Genomic DNA, 18,442 nt, shown 5'->3' with positions numbered 1-18,442 from the left:
GCCAGCGCGATCAACGATACCGTCTTCAGGCCATTGCGGAGGTTCTCGAGCATGACTATGCGTTGAATCGAACGCGTGTGGGAGGCCCGCGAAATGCATGGTGTCACGCCCATCCGGGTCTCGGGCCTTGGCGTCTATGAACCGCGACGACAGGTCGCTTCGGACGAACTGGACGCCCGATACGGCCGCCAGACCGGCTGGACCAGGACGCAGTTCGGCCTGGCCTCCCGCCGCTTCGCCGCACCCGATGAAACAACCTCCATGATGGGCGCGGCGGCCGCGCGCGACGCCTTGGCGGCCGCGGGTTGGGCCGGCGGCGATTTCGACGTGCTGATCGGCGCCTGCGGGGTGATGGAGCAGCCGATCCCGGGCACCTCGGTGCTGATCCAGCACGCCCTGGACCTTGGCCGTTCCGGCATCCTGGCCTTCGACGTCAACCAGACCTGCCTGTCGTTCCTGATGGCGATGGATGTCGCGGCCATGGGCTTTTCGACCGGACGCTGGCGTCGGGCGCTGGTGGTGTCCAGCGACATCGCCTCGGCGGGTCTCGACTGGGGCGCCCCCGCCGCCAGCGCGATCTTCGGCGACGGGGCGGCCGCCGCCTGCCTTGAGGCAAGCGACGACCCGAGCGGACCGGCCTTGCTGGCCCGGGGACTGGAGACCTACGGCCATGGCCGGGACCTGGCGACGCTTCGGGCGGGCGGCTCGCGCGTGCGACTTGAAGACGGGATCGAGGCGTTCGAGGCCGCCGCGACGTTCCAGATGGACGCTTTCGGCGTGTTCAAGGCCGCCGCCCGGCGATTGCCGCCGTTGATCGACCGGGTGCTGGCCGACGCCGGCCTCGACCGCACCGGCGTCAACCTCATCGTCCCCCACCAGGCCAGCCATCCCGGCCTGGAGCACCTGCGGCGGCTGATGGGCGGGGACCCGTCCCGGGTGGTCGACATCTTCGCCAATCACGGCAACCAGATCGCCGCGTCGATCCCCTCGGCCCTGCACCGGGCCTGGGAGGATGGACGCCTGACGCCAGGAACGACCGTCCTGCTGATCGGGACCGCCGCGGGGATCAGCGTCAGCGCCCTCGTCCTGCGGGTCTGATGCGCCTTGCCCTCGTCACGGGCGCCACCGGCGGGCTGGGTCTCGCCCTGAGCGCCGCCCTGCTGACCCAGGGCTACGCCGTGCGGGCGACAGGGCGAGACGCGCTCGCCGTCAAGCGCCTGCGCGCGATGGGCGCGGAAGCCTTCGAAGCGGACCTGGTCGCGGATCCTGATCGCGCCACCGCGCTCTGCGACGGCGTCGACGTCGTCTTCCATGCGGCGGCGCTGTCCAGCCCTTGGGGGGCGTCCTGGGCTTTCGAGGCCGCCAATGTCCAGATGACCCGCACCCTCCTGGACGCCGCGCGTCGGGCGGGTTGCCAGGGTCTGATCTTCGTCTCGTCGCCGTCGATCCATGCGGAGGCGTGCGATCGCCTCGCCCTGACCGAGGCCGATCCGCCCGCCGCGCGGCCGATGAACGCCTACGCCAGGACCAAGCTAGCCGCTGAGCAGCTGGTGCGGGCCGCGAACGGCCCAGACTTCTTCACTGTCGCCATCCGCCCCCGCGCCCTGGTGGGACCGGATGACAAGGTCCTGCTTCCCCGCCTGCTGCAGCTGATCGCGCGCGGATGGGCGCCGCTCCCGCGCGGCGGGCGGGCGCTGGTCGAACTGACCGATACGCGTGACGCCGCCCAGGCCCTGATCCTGGCCGACCAGGGGCGCCAGAGGCTGGGCGGCTGCGTGTTCAACATCTCCGGCGGCGCGCCGGTCAGCATCCGCGCCTTCGCCCTGGACCTCGCCGCGGCGGCTGGGCTGCCCTTGCGGATCGCGCCCGCGCCCTGGCGCTTGCTCCATGCCGGAGCGGCTTTAGCCGAAACCGTCGCCAGCCTCCTGCCCGGCCGGCCCGAACCGCGCCTGACGCGCTACGGCGTCGCGACCCTGGCCTTCTCCCAGACCTTCGATCTCGCCGCCGCCCGGCTCGACCTTGGCTATGCGCCGCGACACGACGCCCGCGCGACCGCGCTTGAACTGGCGCGACGATGGCGGGAAGGATCGTGGCCATGACGTCGGTGCGCTGCGAGATCCATCTGCTGAAAGCCGGTTCCTGCCTGCACCCCGAGGCCGCGGCCCTGCGGGGCGGCAGCCTCTGCCCCGTGGACTTCCCGGCCCTCACCGCCCTGATCCTGCATCCGACCGAGGGGGCCCTGCTCTGGGACACGGGCTATGATCCCGCCTTCTTTCGCGCCACCCGTCGTTGGCCCGAACGGCTCTATGCGCTGACGACGCCCGTGACCTTGGGCGAGGACGAGCCGGCGGCCCGGCAAATCGGCCGCTACGGCCTCGCCCCCGACGACATCCGGGGCGTGATCGTCTCGCACTTCCATGGCGACCACGTCGCCGGCCTGCCGGCCTTTCCCAGGGCGCGGATCTACTGCGCCCGCGCCGGCCTGGACCAGGTCCGCCGCGTCGACCGGTTCGCCGGCGTACGGCAAGGGCTGCTGCCCGGCCTGCTGCCGCCCGATACGGAGGCGCGCGCCGTCTTCTTCGAGGACAGGCCAAGGCGCGCCCTCCCCTCGGACCTCAGCCCTTTCGAGACCGGCGCGGACCTGCTGGGTGACGGCAGCCTGCTGGCCGTGGACCTGCCAGGCCACTGTGTCGGGCACTGGGGCCTGGCGGCGCGTGGTTCCGACGACCGCCTGCGCCTCTTCGTCGGCGACGCGGCCTGGTCACTTCGGGCCATCCGCGAGAACCGCCCGCCGCCCGCCCTGACGACAACCCTGCTCGGACGCACCGACCACTACCGTCGCACCCTGGCCGACCTGCACGCCTTGGAAACGCAGGCGCGCGACGTCGTCCTGGTGCCCTCCCATTGCCGGGAGGCGGCGGCCTCCGCCGAGATCCCTTGAGTCTTCTGCGGACCGGCCGGATCGCCGCCGCCTATCTGGGCGCCCGCCTCGACGACGCCATGCTGCGGGATCGCCCGGCCCTGAGCGCGCACCAGGGCCGCCTGTGGCGCAGGCTGGCTCCGGCCCTGGCCCGGACACCCGCCCTGGCGGCGCTGGCCGGACGCCCCCTGGACGCGTTTCCGGTGCGCGAGGCGGCCGAGATCCGCGTCGATCTCGGGGCATGGAACAGCCTGGGGCTGACCGCCGCCCAGATCCTGGACGCGGCTCAAGCCGCCGAAGAAGGTCGCCAGACCGCCCTGCCCGACGGGGCCCAGGCAGGATTTTCGACCGGAAGCGAAGGCATGCGCGGTGTATTCCTGACCACGCCGGCCGAACGCGCCCACTATCTCGGGGCCCTGTTGGGCCGCCTGGTCCCGCCCGCGCGGCTGCTGCGCCCGATCCGCGCGGCCCTGATCCTGCGCGCCAACAACCGGCTCTACGAGGACGTCCAGGGAGCTGGAGCAACCTTCGCCTTCATCGGCCTGGACAAGGATCCCGCGACCCAGCTGAAGCTCTTGCGGGGATTTGCACCGACCCATCTGGTGGCCCCGCCGCATGTCCTGGCCGCCTTGGCCCGGCTCATCGAGGCCGGCGGTTGGACACCCCGTCTGGACGGCCTGTTCTACGGGGCCGAACCCATGGGCCAAGGCGAAGGCGACAGCCTGGCTCGGACGTTCGGGATCGCGCCGGCGCCGCTCTACCAGGCGACGGAGGGTTTCCTCGGCGCGCCCTGCCGACTTGGAACCCTGCACCTCAACGAGGAAAACCTCGTCATCGAGCAGGATCCAATCGCCGGCTCGAACCGATTTCGCCCCATCGTCACTGATCTCCGCCGCCGGGGCCAGCCGGTGATCCGGGTTCGGCTGGACGATCTCGTCGAGCCCCGTTCCTCCTGTCCATGCGGCTCGCCGCGCCTGGCCATCCAGCCTGTCGAGGGCCGCATCGGCGACGTGTGGCGGTGGGATGAAGCTCTGATTTTCCCGCGTGAGGTCGACGCGGCGCTGGCGGCGGTCTTGCCGCCGCTGGCGCCCTGGCGCGCCGAGGCCTCGCCCACGGGTGTCCGGGGCTTTGTCATCGACAGCGAACACCAGGCCCCAGCTCGCGTCGCCCTCGAAACCCTGCTGGCGACGCGCGGCGTCCGATGGCCCGTCACGATCCAGGTCGCCGGCCAGGTCGAGACCCGACCCAAGCGTCGGCGCGTGCGGTGGGTCGCTTGACTTCCCAAGCCACAGTCCTGGTCACCGGCGCCCGGGCGCCGGCCGCGCTTGACCTCGCGCGCGCCTTTCGGGCGGCGGGCCATCCCGTGCACATGGCCGACTGCTCCCCCTGCTGGACAGCCCGGCTGTCGAAGGCGCCGAGCGCGGTCCATGCCTATGCCTCGCCGGTGCGTCGTCCAGAGGCTTTCGCGGCCGACATCGACCGGTTGCTCGACACCCTGCGCCCCGCCCTGGTCGTTCCCGCCTGCGAGGAGGTGTTTCATCTGTCCGCCCTGGCCAGGCGGCGCCCCGCCCTGGCGGCCTCCCTCTTCGCGCCGCCGTTCGAAACGCTGCGCATCCTGCACTCCAAGAAACTGTTCGCCCGAGCCTGCGCCGAGGAGGGGCTGCCGGTTCCCGAGACCTGGGCGCTGACCGGCCTCGGCGACCTGGCTCCCCTCCCGCCCGCACGCGAACTGGTGCTCAAGCCGGAATATTCGCGCTTCGGAGTCCACGCCTTCATCCAGCCGGATCGCGAGGAACTCGCGAGGCTGCCGGTCTCCAGCCAGCGGCCCTGGGTCGCCCAACGCCACGTCGCCGGAACCGAGATGTCGTTCTACGCGGTCGCCCGGGCCGGTCTCCTGACCGCCTTCTGCGCTTATGAATCGACCTGGCGCGAGCGCGGCGGCGCCAGCTACGCCTTCGCCTGCCCGGCGGCGCGGGCCGTGGCGGCCTTGCGCGACCTGGCCGTCACCCTGGCCGCCAGGATCGTTCGCGACGGACAGTTCGCGTGCGATGTCATCGTCGACGCCGAGGGCCAGCCCTGGCTGCTTGAATGCAATCCACGCGCGACGAGCGGCGTCCATCTGTTCAGGCGGGCGGCGGCCCTCGCCCGCGCCTTCTACGATAACGCCCCGCGCGTCGAGCCCTCCGACCCGCCTTTCCTCTATCTGGGGCCGGCCTTCGGGCTGTTCGGCCTGCCGGTCGCCCTCCGTTCGGGCGGCTTGGCCGAATGGGGGAGGCTGCGCCGGGAGGGACATGACGTGATCGGCGCGCCGGGAGATCGCCTGCCCCTGGTCGGCGCCCTGGTCGACAGCGCGGCCTTCGGGATGAGCGCGCTGGTCTCCGGACGAAGCCTCGCCGCCGCCATGACCGCCGACATCGAATGGAATGGAGCCGGCGCTTGACCGCCGTCCGCGTCATGGCCGTCGACGACCCCGACATCGTCTGGGGCGACCTGGCCGTGGGACGCTATGTCCGCGCCCTGAACGCGCTGGGTCCCGCCGGAGCCCTGGGCAACGCCTGCTTCGACCTCGCGGCCCTGCAACTGCGCGATCGCGCGGTTCCTCTGTTGCTGCCTCAGGGCCCGCAGGGGTGCTGGCTGACCTCGCCGGTCGTCACCTACGGCCAGTCGCTGCGCGACGAGATCGACCGCGAACTTTCCGGCGGTCCGGCCGTTTTCGCGCGCCTGGGCTCGTACCTGGCCGAGTGGCTGCTGCGGGCGACCAAGGCCGACCGGGTCGTCTATGTGAACCATCTGCTGTTCTCGACCAGCCTGCATGGCCGCTGGTCGGGCGAAGACCTCGCCGAGGCCCTGGCCGCCTTGCGCGAAGCCTATCCGGACCGGGCGATCGTCTGGCGCTCCCTGAACCAAGGCGATCATCCCGCGCTGCTGGCCAGGGTGTCGGCGGCCGGAGGTCGCCGCTTGCTCAGCCGCGTCGTCTGGCGCCTGCCCGATCCCGCCCGGCAGTGGGCGCCGCGCACGGACGTCAAGGCGGATCTCAGGCTGGCCGAGGCCCACGGCCTGCGCGTCGACACCGCGCGGGCGCCTTCCCCCAAAGAGCTCGATCGCGCCCTGGCCCTCTACGCCGATATCTATATCGCCAAATATTCCCGCACCAATCCCGACTACACCAGGGCCGCCCTGGCGGCGGCCGTCGTCGCCGGAGTGCTGCGCCTGGAGTGGGTGCGCGCGGCGTCCGGCGAGATCGTGGCCTTCGCCGGCGACCATGTGTGCGAACACGAACTGGCCAGTCCCCTCCTGGGGCACGACCGGACGCGTCCGATAACCGAGGGCCTCTACAGGATCGCCATGGCGGCGTCGGTGCGCCGCGCCCTGGCCGAAGGCTTGGCGGTGAACTATTCGGCCGGGGCCGGCGCCTTCAAGCGCAACCGGGGCGCGACGCCCGCGCTGGAATACCAGGCCGTGTTCGACGATCATCTTCCATGGCCGCGTCGGTCGGGCTACGCCCTGCTGGCCAAGGCCCTCGACGCCATGACCCCGACCCTGGAAAGGATCGCCGCCGGATGACGCCCTACCCCGCCGGCCTGAACCGGACCTGGCTCCCCGTCTGCCTTTCGGGCCAGCTCAAGGCCAAGCCCGTCTCCCGCCAGGTCGCCGGGCTTCCCATCGTGCTGTTCCGGGATGCGGGCGGCGCGGCCACGGTGCTGGAAGATCGTTGCCCGCACCGGAACTACCCGCTGTCGGACGGCAAGGTGGTGCGTGGCGACTTGCAGTGCCCCTATCACGGCTGGCGGTTCGACGGGACAGGCGCCTGCGTCGGGATTCCTGGCGCGGATGACGCCGCTTCAACCGACAAGCTGGGCGCGCGGCGGATCGAGGCGATCGAGCGCCATGGGGCGGTGTTCGTACGGCTCGAGCCGGGCGACGCCTCGCCCGACCTCGTCCTGCCGCCGTTGATCGGCGATCCCGACCACGATCATTTCTGGTGGACCCAACCGCCCTGGCGCGGCCGCGCCCTGGACGCGCTCGAGAACATCCTCGATCCGTTCCACACCAACTTCGTGCATGACGGCCTGATCCGGGTGAGCGGCCGGCGGCAGCCCGTTCGCCAAACGGTGACCTCGCGTCCCGACGGCTTCGAGGCCGCCTACGACCAGGACCAACCCGATCGGGGTTGGATGTCGCGCCTGCTGGAAGGCGAGCGCCAGCGCAGCGTCGGACGTTATCTTCCCCCGGTCGCCTTTCAGGGCCGCTGGGAGAAGAAGGACCGGCTGACGCTGTGCGCCACGGCGTTCTTCGTGCCCGAAACGCCGGATCGCTTCCGCGCGTTCGGCTGCTGGACCACCCCCAAGGGCCGTGCGCCCGCCTGGCTCAAGCGCCAGCTGATCCTGGCCTTCGTGCGCCCCGTCGCCGAGCAGGATCGCCGCGCCCTGGACAAGCAGCACGCGACCATGACGGCGTTCGGAGGTCCAAGGTTCAAGTCGGGTCCCACAGACCGCGTGAGCCTCCCCCTCGCCAGGCTCTACCAGGGCGAAGCGCTGGACCCCTCGGTGGACGGCCCCCACCGGATCTGGCTCTGAGTTCCGCTGGCGGAGGGGACCCTATGCGTCGCGCAAGGTAATGACTCCCAGTTCCGCGAACGCGACCTGCGACTCGCCCGCCGCCGCCCGGGTCACCTCCAGCTTCAGGTACCGCCCCTCTCGGCGCGTGAACGTCACGCGCTGAGGCGCCAGGCTGGCCGCGATGTTGGCGAACTCGCCCTCGCCCGCCGGCGTCCAGGCAACGCCATCCGCGCTGGTCGCCACCCGATAGCCCGCCGGCGCGCCCGCGCCCTGCGGTCGGTCCCAGGCCGGTTGCAGCGTAAAGCCCGCCAGCGACCGGGTCTGTCCCAGGTCCAGCACCACGACCGCGGGGACCGGCGCTCGCCAGACCGTGCCTCGTTCGTCGTCGATCAGCGCCTCGGCGCCGGGAACGCTGGCCTGGGCGATGCGCCAGTCGGATTTCCGCACGTCAAAGGCCCGCCGCGCCGGCGCGCTGGTGACGCCGCTTGTCGGCTCGATCGCCACGGCTCGAACCTGCCCGCCCTCGGGCAGCGGGAAGGGTCCGGTAAAGCGCAGGGCCTCGCGGGTCGGCGGCGCGCCGTCCACCGTATAGCGCAGCTCCAGCCCCGGTGCGTCGCCGATGATCGACACCAGGCCCTCGCGGTCGCGCTGGATGGCGGGCGGATCGACCAGCACCGGTTGCCGGAACAGGCTGATCTCGCTGATCGCCGGACCGGCCGGCGCGTCCAGCACGCGCAGGCGCAGCTTGCGCGTCGTGACCGGCGCGGCCAGCCGCACCAGGCGCTGGGCGCCGATGCCCTGATGCCGGGCGATCTCGCGCCAGCCGCCGTCCCAGACGTCCAGGGCGAACGCGGTCACCCGCAGGCCCAGCGGCAGATGCTCGCGCAGGCGCACGACGTCGAAGGTCCGCGCCTGCGGCAAGGTCAGGGTCAACTCCGGCGTCGCCGCGCCGTCGTCGCAGGCCCAGTAGGTGTCGCGCGCGTCATCCAGCACCTTGGCGGCGGCGTGGCCCGCGCGGGCGTTGCTCGCCTGGGCCCGGGCGCCATCGGCCAGGTTGCGAGCGAACAGGGCGCGCCTGGCCTCGCCCCAAGCCTTCAAAGCCGCGACGTCCTCGTCGGGGATGCGGCCCCGGCGGTCCGGCGGCAGGTTGAGCAGCAGGTTGGCGCCGCGTCCCACGGACTCGAAATAGATCTTCTGCAGCCGTCCGGCGGACTTCACCTCGGCGTCCTCGTAGGCGTGCCAGAACCAGCCCGGACGGATCGACACGTCCACCTCGGCCGGCCACCAGACCGAGCCGCCCCGGACGCCGCTCATGCCCTTGGCCTCGGTGTAGGGCCCATCGTCCATGGTCGCCCAGCAGGGATCGCCGGCGAAGCCGCGCTCGTTGCCGACCCAGCGCAGGTCCGCGCCCTTGGGGTCGAAGGTCACCGCCATGGGCTGCAGCTCGTGGACGAAGGCGATGATCGATGGCCAGTTGTAGTAGTTGGGCCCGATCTTCCGCACCTCGCGGGCCCCGCCATAATAGCCGTCTCCGCCGTTGGCGCCGTCGAACCAGACCTCGAACAGCGGCCCGTACTGGGTCAGCAGCTCGCGCAGCTGGTTGCGGTAGTAGGTGACGTATTCCGGCCGGCCGTAGTCGGCGTGGTTGCGGTCCCAGGGCGACAGGTAGAGGCCGAACTTCAACCCGCCGCGCGCGCAGGCCTCGGACATCTCCCGGACGATGTCGCCCTTGCCACCCTTGTAGGGGCTGTTCTTGATGCTGTGCTCGGTGAACCGGCTGGGCCACAGGCAGAAGCCGTCGTGGTGCTTGGCCGTCAGGATCAGGGCCTTCAGCCCGCCCGCCTTGGCGGCGGCGACGATCTGGTCGGCGCTGAAGTCCGTGGGATTGAACAGGGCTGGCGACTCGTCGCCGTAACCCCATTCGCGGTCGGTGAAGGTGTTGATCGAGAAGTGGACGAAGCCGTAGGTCTCCAGCCCATGCCAGGCCAGTTGCCGGGCCGAGGGCGTCGCCCCGTAGGCCGCCAGGCCAGCCGCGAAGGCCATGCCGGGAAGTGCCGAGGCGGCGGCGCCGGCCAGCATCAGGCGGCGACGGGACAGATGAAGTTCGGGGCGCATCGGTCGGCTCCGGTCAGTGAGGAACGGGGGAAGAAACGGGATCGGGGATCAGCCAGACCTCGGCCACCTGATGGCCGCGGCCTCCGCCGCCCATGCCGGGCGGTCGCGTCCAGTCGAGGCGCAGCTGGCCGGAGCGCGTGGCCGCCGGAGGAAGAGCCAGGTCCACGGTCATCGGATTGGTGGCGCGCGCCAGCGGCGGATGCAGTTCGACGCCGTTGGCCGTGAGGCGCATGGGCAGCTGATAGTCTTCGCCGGCGTAGGTGGCGCGCAGCCGCCAGGTCCGCTTCGGATCGAGGTCACGATAGACCAGGGTGATCGGGCGGTCGTAGAGGGTCTCGGCATAGGTCGTCCAGGCCAACCGCCAGCCGTCGTCGGGGATCTTGTCGGCGATCCCGTCGATGGCGCTCTCCAGCAGCTGAGGATCGCCACCGAAGCCGACGCCGCGCGCCAGGTGCGGCTCGCGATCGGGATCGCCCAGGTCGTCGTACAGAGCCCCTTCCCTGGTCATCGGCGTATCCGCGATCTCGGCCAGACGGGTCCGACGCCGGGCCTCGTCCGGCAGCGCCCGGACGTCGGCGAACTGGCGCGTCAGCCAGACCCGGTCGTTCAGCGACGCGTCGACCCGGTCGAGATTGGCGCCGCGCTCGATCGCCGAGGCGCCGTAACGCCGGACGCTGAGCTGCAGGCCGGCATGGGCATAGAGCCGTCCCGCCAGGTCGAACAGCCGGCCGCGCAGGGCCAGGGCCTCCGCCGTGTCCGGGTCGGCCAGGGCGTGCTCGGCCCGGGTCATGGCGGCGTCCGCCCCGATCGTGGAGACCTGCGCCAGCGCCGCCATCGCCGCCGCCTGGCGCGCGGTCTCGGCCCGCGACCGCGCCCGCACCCAGGCGTCGTAGACCGCCCGGTAGAGCGCGGACTCGAACCGCCAGTTCGCGCGCTGGGCGGGCGAGGCGCGCCGCGCCAGATCGTCGAACAGGGCCAGCGTGGCGTCGATCCCGGCGTTGTCGGCCGCCCTGCCCGACCAGTTCCGTTCCAGCGCCATCACCCCGTCGGCGAACCGGTCGCTGGACCGGTCGCCGATCCGCGGGCCCAGGAACACCCGCGCGTAATCGCCCAGCACCGCTCGCGGTTCGGCTTGCGGCGACCAGCCCAGCTGGAACCACAGCGTCATGTTGACGTCGTCGTTGACGCCTTCGGAATAGGTAACCGCCCCGGTGTTCAACGCCGCGAAATGGCGGAAGATCGTGGCCTGGCCCAGGGGCCGCGGATTGACCGGCTCGCGCCCTTCGGTGATCGCGAAGGCGGGGTCCCATTCCGGAACCGGGAACTGGGCGTGCATCGTGTGACCGATGTCGGGATAGAACTGGATCGGATAGCGCGCCGGGATCCGTCGACGCTGCACCGCCATCGGATCGCGGGTCTGCGGCCCGAAGAACACGCCCGTCAGCCAGTCGGGCTCCCGCGCCAGCTGGGCGTAGAAGGCCTCGCTTTCCGCCTGGTCGAAGCCCTGCGCCGACAGCCAGACCTTGGCCCCGGGATGGACGCGCGCCAGAATCCTCGCCTCCTGCTCCACCAACGGGAACAGCCGGTCCGGATGGGTGTGGCCGGGATCGCCGCCGGGCGCGTACAGGGCGTCGACCTTCGGCAGCCGGCGGACCAGGGCCTCGAAGCTTTTCAGTTCGGCCGCCACGGCGGCCGGGTCGCCATAGTCCTTGGCCAGTTGCGGATAGTAGAGCGCGAAGTCCAGGCCGTAGCGGTCGGCCAGGGCCGACAGGCCGACGATCGTCTCCAGCGCCGGCGCCGGGAACAGCGGGCTGGTCGCCGCGTCGTCCGACACCGGCGCGATGACCTGGATGGTGTTGCCGCCGAAGATGGCGATGTCGCGCACCCGGCGCTCGAACATCGCCAGCGTCCAGGCGTCGTAGCTGTTGTTCTTGAAGCGGTAGCCGATCTGCACGCCGCGCACGGCCTGGACCGGCGCGGTGTCGATCGCCAGGTCGCTGGACGCCATCACCTTGCCCGGCTCGATCTCCAGCTTGCGCAGCAACCAACCGACGCCGAACAGCCGGCCGCGCGGGGTTTGCGCGGCGACCACCAGCGCGGTCCGCGCCCCCGCGCGCAGGGTGCGAACCGAGAACCCTTCCGGCGTCCGCGCCATGCTCCCGGCGGGATTGGCCCGCCATGCCGCTCGCAGATCCAGGGGCAGCAGGTCCTCGATCGCCTCGGGCCGCGCCACCACCACCAATGGCGCCTTCGCGTCCGAACCCGCGCCCCAGGACCTTCCGACGCGCGCCGCGATCTCCTCGGCCAGGAAGCGGACGGCCGGCGCGGACTCCGCGCCGGTCTCGACCAGCCGCGCCTGAGTCAGGTCCTCGGCCCGCGCCGTCGCGGCCACGCTGGCGGCCAGGACGACCGCGCCCAAGGCGAGGCGGCGGCGCGGCTTCACGCGAACTTCGGCGCCGAAGGGGGGCGCGATGACCGCGCCGCCCCGAACGCGGGGTTCGGCCGCTCGCCCATCTGGAACACCAGGCGCCCGCCCCTGGCCAGTTCGTCATGACCGATCCAGCAGCGGTCGTGCGCCGCGCCGTTCCAGGTCACAGACTGGATGTAGAAGCGGTCCGGCGCGACGCCCTTGGCCTCGATCACCAGCTTGCGCCCCTGCCCGACCGCGATCTCCGCCCGCGGGAACAGCGGCGAACCGAACACATAGGCGCCCATCACCGGGTCGACCGGATACAGACCCAGGGCGCTCATCACGTACCAGGCGCTCATCTGGCCGCAGTCCTCGTTGCCCGACAGGCCGTCGGGCTTGGCCTGGTACTGGCTCTTGAGCAGCATCCGGACCTGGGCCTGGGTCTTATGGTGCGCGCCGCAATAGGCGTAGAGATAGGCCACGTGGTGACACGGCTCGTTGCCGTGGGCGTACTGGCCCACCAGGCCGGCGATGTCGGGCGGAGAACCCGGCGGCATCTCAGAATTGGCGGTGAACAGCGCGTCGAGCTTGGCTTCCAGACCCTTCTCGCCCCCGAACAGTTCCATGTAGGCGTAGAGGTCGTGCTGGGTCAGGAACGTGGCTTGCCAGGCGTTGGCCTCGGTGAAGTCGCGCCACTTCTCCATGTGGCCGATGGCGCGCGGCTCGAATGGGGCCACCCAGGAGCCGTCGGCGTTGCGCGGCCGCATGAACTGGGTCGAGGCGTCGAACTGGTTGCGGTAGTTGCGCGAGCGGACCAGCAGGGCCCTGGCGTCGTCATGGGCGCCCGCGGCCGCGGCCAGATGGGCCATGGCCCAGTCGTCATAGGCGTATTCCAGCGTGCGGCTGGCGCCTTCCATGACTTCGTCGACCGGGATGAAGCCCAGGCGTTTGTACCAGTCCAGCCCGAGCACATCGTCGTCGAACGCCCGCTTGCGGAACGCTTTCCAGGTGCGGACCGGGTCCAGGCCGCCCAGCCCCTTGCCCTGCGCCTCGGCCAGCACGACGGCGGCATGCCAGCCGTTCATGGTGCCGGTCTCGATCCCCTGCAGCGGCCAGACCGACGGTCCCTTGGGGCTCTCCTCGGCCATCGGCACGAGGCCGGCGACCACGTCGGCCGCCCGATCCGGCTGGGCCAGGGTCAGCAGCGGATGCAGGGTCCGGTAGGTGTCCCACAGGGAATAGGTGCTGTAGTTGCGGCGACCGGCGGGAACCTTGTGGTCCTTCTGGTCCATGCCCCGGTAGCGGCCGTCGACGTCGCTGAACAGGGTCGGCGCCAGCAGGCTGTGATAGAGGCCGGTATAGAAGATCCGCGCATCGGTCTCGGAAGCGCCGTCGATGCGGATCGAGGACAGCGCCTTTTCCCAAGTCGCGCGCGCCGAGCGCCGCACGCCGTCGAAATCCCAGCCGGGAACCTCGGCCTGCAGATTGGCCAGCGCCCCCTCGATGTCGACGCCCGACAGGCCGACCTTGACCAGCAAGGGAGCCTCGCCGGCGTCCGGATAATGCAAGGCGCATTTGAGGTTCTCGCCCGTGGCCTCGCGGGCGTCGGCGCCCAGCGGCTGGTCGGCGGCGTAGAGCTGGGCGCTCTTGAACGGGCGCGACAGCTTCAGGGCGAAATAGATCCAGCGCCCCGGGGCCCACTGGAACACCTGGCGGGCGCCCACCAGGGTGTCGTCGCCGACCAGGCGCAGGCTGGCGTTCTTGACCCGGGTCTCGGGCGACTTCTCCCACCAGTCCTTCTGGCCATGCTGCAGGTCGATCAGCAGGTGGCCGGGCTCGCCCTTGGGAAAGGTGTAGCGGTGCAGGCCGACCCGCTCGGTCACGGTCAGTTCGGCGTCGATGCGCGTGTCGGTCAGGCGGACCTTGTAGTAGCCCGGCGAGGCGTGCTCGCTGGCCCTGTCGTAGCGCGACCGGTAGCCGTCGTCGGGCTTGCCGGGCTCGCCCGGGGTCAGCAGCACCGGGCCGGTGGCCGGGACCACCAGCACGTCCAGCAGGTCGGCGCAGCCGGTGCCGCTGAGGTGGGTGTGCGAGAAGCCCATGATCGAGCCGTCCTGCTGGTGGTAGCCCGAGCAGGAATCCCAGCCGTTGTTGCTGGTGTCGGGGCTCAGCTGGACCATGCCGAACGGCAGGGTCGCGCCGGGATAGGTGTGGCCGTGGCCGCCGGTGCCGATGAACGGGTCGACGAAATCGCAGAGCGCCTTGCGCGGCTTCGACGAGGCTGGCGCGGCGGCGGCGAGTCCGGCGAGACCCACGCCGGCCATCAGGCCGCGGCGATCGAGAGTGGGAACTTGGGTCATGCGATGGGATCCAGGGGGCGAGCCAGCAAGGCGGGCCGACGGTCGGCGATCTCGACGATCAGTTCGCCGAACAGGGTGTTGGCCCAGGCGAACCAGTCTCGGGTGAACTTGGCGGGGTCGTCCTTGTGGAAGGCCTCGTGCATGAAGCCCTTGCCGGCGTGAGTGGTCTTCAGGGTCCGCAAGGACGCCAGGACCGTGGCGTCGTCGCCGTCGGCCAGGGCGTTCAGCGCCCGCATGATGATCGACATCGGCCAGATCAGGTCGAGGCCGGCATGGGGACCGCCGATCCCCTCCGCCGCCGTCCCCTTGAAGAAGTACGGATTGCGCTCGCTCCAGGCTAGGCGGGCGGTGCGGCGGAACACCGGATCGTCGTGCGGGACGCAGCCCAGATAGGCCAGGCTCAACAGCCCGGGCGCGTTGGCGTCGTCCATGAACGCCGCATTGCCGAACCCGTCGACCTCGAAGGCCCAAACCGGCTGGCCGTCGGCGTCGCGGGTCAGGCCGTGGGCTTGCAACGCCGCCGACACCTCGTCGGCGAAGGCCGCGCAGTCGGCGGCGAAGGCCGCGTCGTTCATCACCTCGGTCGCCAGCTCCGACAGCTGCCTCAGGCTGGCGGCGGCGAACAGGTTCGACGGGATCAGGAACGGATAGACGCAGGCGTCGTCCGAGGGCCGGAACATCGAATGGATCAGCCCGACCTTGCGGGTCGGCGCGCCCCTGCCTTCCAGCATCAGGGTCTCGGTGGCCAGGGTGGAGGGCCGCTGGAAGCTGTAGGGCCCGGGGCCGGTCTTGCGCTGCTGCTCGCGGAAGGTGCGCACCACCACGGCCATGGCCTGACGCCATTCGGCGTCGAACGGGACCGGGTCGCGCGTGGCCCGCCAATAGCCGTGCGCCAGGCGGATCGGATAGCAGAGGCTGTCGATCTCCCACTTCCGCTCGGCGACGCCCGGCCGCATCTCGGTGACGTCCTGCTGCGACCACTTCAGGTTCGTCCGCGCGGCCGGGTCGTGCATGTAGGCGTTGGCGTAGGGGTCGATCAGGATGCAGCGGGCCTGCCGGCCGATCACGCCCCGGAACAGGGTCCGCAGCTCCGGCGCCTTGGCCGCCAGCGGCAGGTACGGCCAGACCTGGGCCGAGGAATCCCGCAGCCACATGCAGTCGATGTCGCCGGTGATCACGAAGGCGTCCGGCTTGCCGCCGGCCTCGCCGAGGAAGACCGTTGTGTCCAGGGTGTTGGGGAAGCAGTTCTCGAACAGCCAGGCCAGTTCGGGATCGGCCACCTTGGCCTTCACGCGCCTGATCAGGGCCTCGACGGTCGGACTGACGAAGCGCCGCGTTTCGGGCGGTGGGCGATGCGAGGCGAACGGCGCGGCCTTCGCGGGCGTGGCGGCCAGGGCGGCGGCCGCCCCGGCCAGCAGGGCCTGGCGACGGGAGAGGCCAAGGCTCATCGCGGAAGCTCCTGCTGGCCTTCGATCGTGAAGTTCACCTGCTGGCCCGGCGCCTTGCCCGGCTGGCCGCCGCCGACGAACAGGGTGTAGCGGCCGGGAACCACCGCCCGTTCGCCATTGCGGGCGACCTGCGATAGGTCGCGGGGCGACAACGTGAAGCGGACCTTGCGTCGCTCGCCGGGCTTCAGAGTCACCCGGTCGAAGCCGACCAGGGTGCGCAGCAGCAGCCGATCGGCCTGCCGCCCCCGATAGTCCGAGGGCTTGGGCGGGACCAGATAGGCCTGCACCACCTCGTCGCCGGCCCGGTCGCCGACATTGGCCACCTCGGCCTCGACGACCAGGTCCTCCCCGGCCTTCAGCGTCGTCGCCGACAGGCTCGGCGCGCCGTAGTCGAAGCGCGTGTAGCTGAGGCCGTAACCGAACGGATAGGTCGGCTCGCCCTCGAAATAGCGATAGGTCCGCCCCTTCATCGCGTACTCGACCAGCGGCGGCAGGTCCCGGGCCGACTTGTAGAAGGTCACCGGCAGGCGGCCCGCAGGGTTGTTCAGGCCGGCCAGGGTTTCGGCCAGGGCGACGCCGCCCGACTGGCCCGGATACCAGGCGGCCAGGATGGCGTCGGCATGGGTCTTGGCCCAGTCCAGCTCGACCGCCCCGCCGGAGGTCAGCACGACGACCAGGGGTTTGCCGGTGGCGGCCAGGGCCTCCAGCAGCCGCCGTTGCGGCGCGGGCAGCGCGATGTCGGTGCGGTCGCCGCCGTCGAAGCCCGGCACGGTCACCTGCAGCGCCTCGCCCTCGACGTCTGGCGACAGTCCGACGACCGCGACCACCACATCGGCCTGGCTCGCGGCCTTGACGGCTTCGGCGAGTTGCGGGGCGGCGGGAGCGCGCCATTGCAGGCGCACGCCCTGGTCCTCGCCCGTGTGCGACAGCTCCAGGCGGACGCGGCGCGGGCGGGTGTCGGCGAAGTTCAGCACCGCCTCGACCGCCTTGCCCGAACCGTCGTCGTCGACCACCAGCTTGTCATCGACCCAGAGCCGGACGGGGTCGTGGCCCTTGCAGTCGAAGCAGCGGGCGACGCCGACGACCAGGGTGTATTCGCCGGGTCCAGGCGGAACCAGCACGCCGGTCCAGCGCACGCCGTAACGGGCCGGATCGAGACCCGGGGCCGGGGCGGCCCGATCCCAGTCGAAATTGACGACGCGGTCGGTGCGGGTGACGCGCGGGGCGCCGCTCAGGGCGGGATCGTCGAAATAGGCGCCGGTCAGCCCCTGGACCGCGTCCGGGCCGAGGCCGGTGCGCAACGCGGTTTCCGGCACGGCGACCGGCACGCCCTCGGCCACGGCCGAGCCTTGGGCGTACCGGACGTTCGCCTTGCCCCATTGGGCGCGCAGGCCTTGGAGCGGCGTCACCGGGTCGACCGCCGTACCGTGATAGTTGGCTTCCAGAACCTCCAGGGCGTCGGCGTCCGGCCCGATCACCGCGATCCGGGTCTTCAGCGCCAGCGGCAGGCGGTTGTTGTCGTTCTTTAGCAGAACGATCGACTTGCGCGCCGCCTCCAGCGCCAGGGCCCGGTGAGCCGGGCTGTTCACGGCGTCGGCGCCGATCTTGGCGTAGGGATTGGCCGGGTCGGGCGCGAACAGGGCGCCGAGCGCCGCGCGGGCCTCGAACAGCCTGACGACGGCGCGGTCGAGCACCGCCTCGTCGAGATCCCCCCGACGCACGGCGGCCGGCAACTGTGCGTAGGCGTTGCCGCAATTGAGATCGTCGCCCGCGACCAAGGCCGCCGCCGACGAGGCGGCGTTGTCGAGGCGGAAGTAATGGAACTGGGTCATGTCGTCGACCGCGTCGCAGTCGGAGACGACGAAGCCCTTGAAGCCCCAGTCGCGGCGCAGGGTCTCGTCCAGCAGCAGCGGCGAGGCGCAGGCCGGGAAGCCGTGGATGGCGTTGTAGGCGCACATCACCGACCGCGCCCCGCCCTCGACCACCGCCTGGCGGAAGGCCGGCAGGTAGGTGGCCTCCAGATCCTGGGGCGAGACATCGACATCGAAGCCGTGACGCCCCGCCTCGGGCCCGGAATGGACCGCGAAGTGCTTGGGCGTGGCGACGGCGCGGGGATGGGCCTGGTCGGGGCCCTGGATTCCACGCACGAAGGCCGCGCCCAGGGCGCCGGTCAGGTGCGGGTCCTCGCCATAGGTCTCCTGGCCCCGGCCCCAGCGCGGATCGCGATAGATGTTGATGTTCGGCGACCAGATGGTCAGGCCCTCGTAACGACCCGGGTCACGGTCGCCGACCGCGTTGAACTTGGCCCGCGCCTCGGTCGACACCGCCTCGCCGACCCGGCCCATCAGACCCTCGTCCCAGGTCGCCGCCAGGCCGATGGCCTGTGGAAACACGGTGGCCGGACCGTTGCGGGCCAGGCCATGCAGGCCCTCGTTCCACCATTCGTAGCCACGGATCCCCAGTCGCGGGATCGGCGGCGCCGCGCTCTGTAGCTGGGCCGCCTTTTCCTCGAGCGACAGGCGCGACACGAGGGCCGCCGGTGTTTCGGCGGCCCAGGCCTCGGCGAGAGGGGCGGTGGTGGCGAACAGCAATGCCGACGCCGCCAGGACATGGGGTCGAACCATCAGGGACTC

The 18,442-nt window shown here is 71.3% G+C and carries 12 protein-coding genes; 7 read left to right on the top strand and 5 right to left on the bottom strand.

Annotation, left to right across the window (positions count from 1 at the left end; all coding sequences use genetic code 11):
- Positions 1-93: 93 nt before the first annotated feature.
- From AC07NX_RS03925 to AC07NX_RS03895, 7 genes are read left to right on the top strand one after another with little or no spacing between them, the layout of a single operon-like run.
- The gene (locus AC07NX_RS03925; protein WP_494639318.1) at positions 94-1,098 is read left to right on the top strand and encodes a 3-oxoacyl-[acyl-carrier-protein] synthase III C-terminal domain-containing protein; all 1,005 of its coding nucleotides are present in this window, start codon (positions 94-96) and stop codon (positions 1,096-1,098) included.
- Positions 1,098-2,099 (top strand): NAD-dependent epimerase/dehydratase family protein, encoded by a 1,002-nt coding sequence (locus tag AC07NX_RS03920; RefSeq protein WP_494639316.1) that lies wholly within the window; start codon positions 1,098-1,100, stop codon positions 2,097-2,099. Before AC07NX_RS03925 ends, AC07NX_RS03920 begins: the two co-directional genes overlap by 1 nt.
- Positions 2,096-2,941 (top strand): MBL fold metallo-hydrolase, encoded by an 846-nt coding sequence (locus AC07NX_RS03915; RefSeq protein ID WP_494639314.1) that lies wholly within the window; start codon positions 2,096-2,098, stop codon positions 2,939-2,941. Before AC07NX_RS03920 ends, AC07NX_RS03915 begins: the two co-directional genes overlap by 4 nt.
- A complete protein-coding gene (locus tag AC07NX_RS03910; RefSeq protein ID WP_494639312.1) occupies positions 2,938-4,197 on the top strand; it encodes a cell division protein FtsA in 1,260 nt (419 codons plus the stop codon). Before AC07NX_RS03915 ends, AC07NX_RS03910 begins: the two co-directional genes overlap by 4 nt.
- Entirely contained in the window at positions 4,194-5,360 is a 1,167-nt protein-coding gene (locus AC07NX_RS03905; protein WP_494639310.1) for an ATP-grasp domain-containing protein, read from the top strand. The genes AC07NX_RS03910 and AC07NX_RS03905 overlap by 4 nt, the downstream gene beginning before the upstream one ends.
- A complete protein-coding gene (locus tag AC07NX_RS03900; protein WP_494639308.1) occupies positions 5,357-6,484 on the top strand; it encodes a hypothetical protein in 1,128 nt (375 codons plus the stop codon). The genes AC07NX_RS03905 and AC07NX_RS03900 overlap by 4 nt, the downstream gene beginning before the upstream one ends.
- On the top strand, positions 6,481-7,497 hold the full coding sequence (locus AC07NX_RS03895; protein ID WP_494639306.1) for a Rieske 2Fe-2S domain-containing protein: 1,017 nt from the start codon (positions 6,481-6,483) through the stop codon (positions 7,495-7,497). The genes AC07NX_RS03900 and AC07NX_RS03895 overlap by 4 nt, the downstream gene beginning before the upstream one ends.
- A 21-nt stretch (positions 7,498-7,518) precedes the next feature.
- On the opposite strand, the gene AC07NX_RS03890 is transcribed toward AC07NX_RS03895, so the two are convergent.
- From AC07NX_RS03890 to AC07NX_RS03870, 5 genes are read right to left on the bottom strand one after another with little or no spacing between them, the layout of a single operon-like run.
- Positions 7,519-9,594: an alpha-L-fucosidase gene (locus tag AC07NX_RS03890; RefSeq protein WP_494639305.1), complete on the bottom strand. Its 2,076-nt coding sequence runs from the start codon at positions 9,592-9,594 to the stop codon at positions 7,519-7,521.
- Positions 9,595-9,607: 13 nt separating this feature from the next.
- Positions 9,608-12,037: a hypothetical protein gene (locus tag AC07NX_RS03885; protein WP_494639303.1), complete on the bottom strand. Its 2,430-nt coding sequence runs from the start codon at positions 12,035-12,037 to the stop codon at positions 9,608-9,610.
- Positions 12,034-14,361 (bottom strand): GH92 family glycosyl hydrolase, encoded by a 2,328-nt coding sequence (locus AC07NX_RS03880; RefSeq protein ID WP_494639301.1) that lies wholly within the window; start codon positions 14,359-14,361, stop codon positions 12,034-12,036. Before AC07NX_RS03880 ends, AC07NX_RS03885 begins: the two co-directional genes overlap by 4 nt.
- A complete protein-coding gene (locus AC07NX_RS03875; RefSeq protein WP_494639300.1) occupies positions 14,358-15,809 on the bottom strand; it encodes a glycoside hydrolase family 125 protein in 1,452 nt (483 codons plus the stop codon). The genes AC07NX_RS03880 and AC07NX_RS03875 overlap by 4 nt, the downstream gene beginning before the upstream one ends.
- Positions 15,806-18,433: a glycoside hydrolase family 3 C-terminal domain-containing protein gene (locus tag AC07NX_RS03870; RefSeq protein ID WP_494639298.1), complete on the bottom strand. Its 2,628-nt coding sequence runs from the start codon at positions 18,431-18,433 to the stop codon at positions 15,806-15,808. The genes AC07NX_RS03875 and AC07NX_RS03870 overlap by 4 nt, the downstream gene beginning before the upstream one ends.
- Between the last annotated feature and the right edge of the window lie 9 nt (positions 18,434-18,442).

The sequence above is a fragment of the Caulobacter sp. GW821-FHT09A05 genome (genome assembly GCF_059418465.1).
Note: the sequence above shows the minus strand (reverse complement) of the source record. Positions and strands in the feature narration are given on the sequence as shown.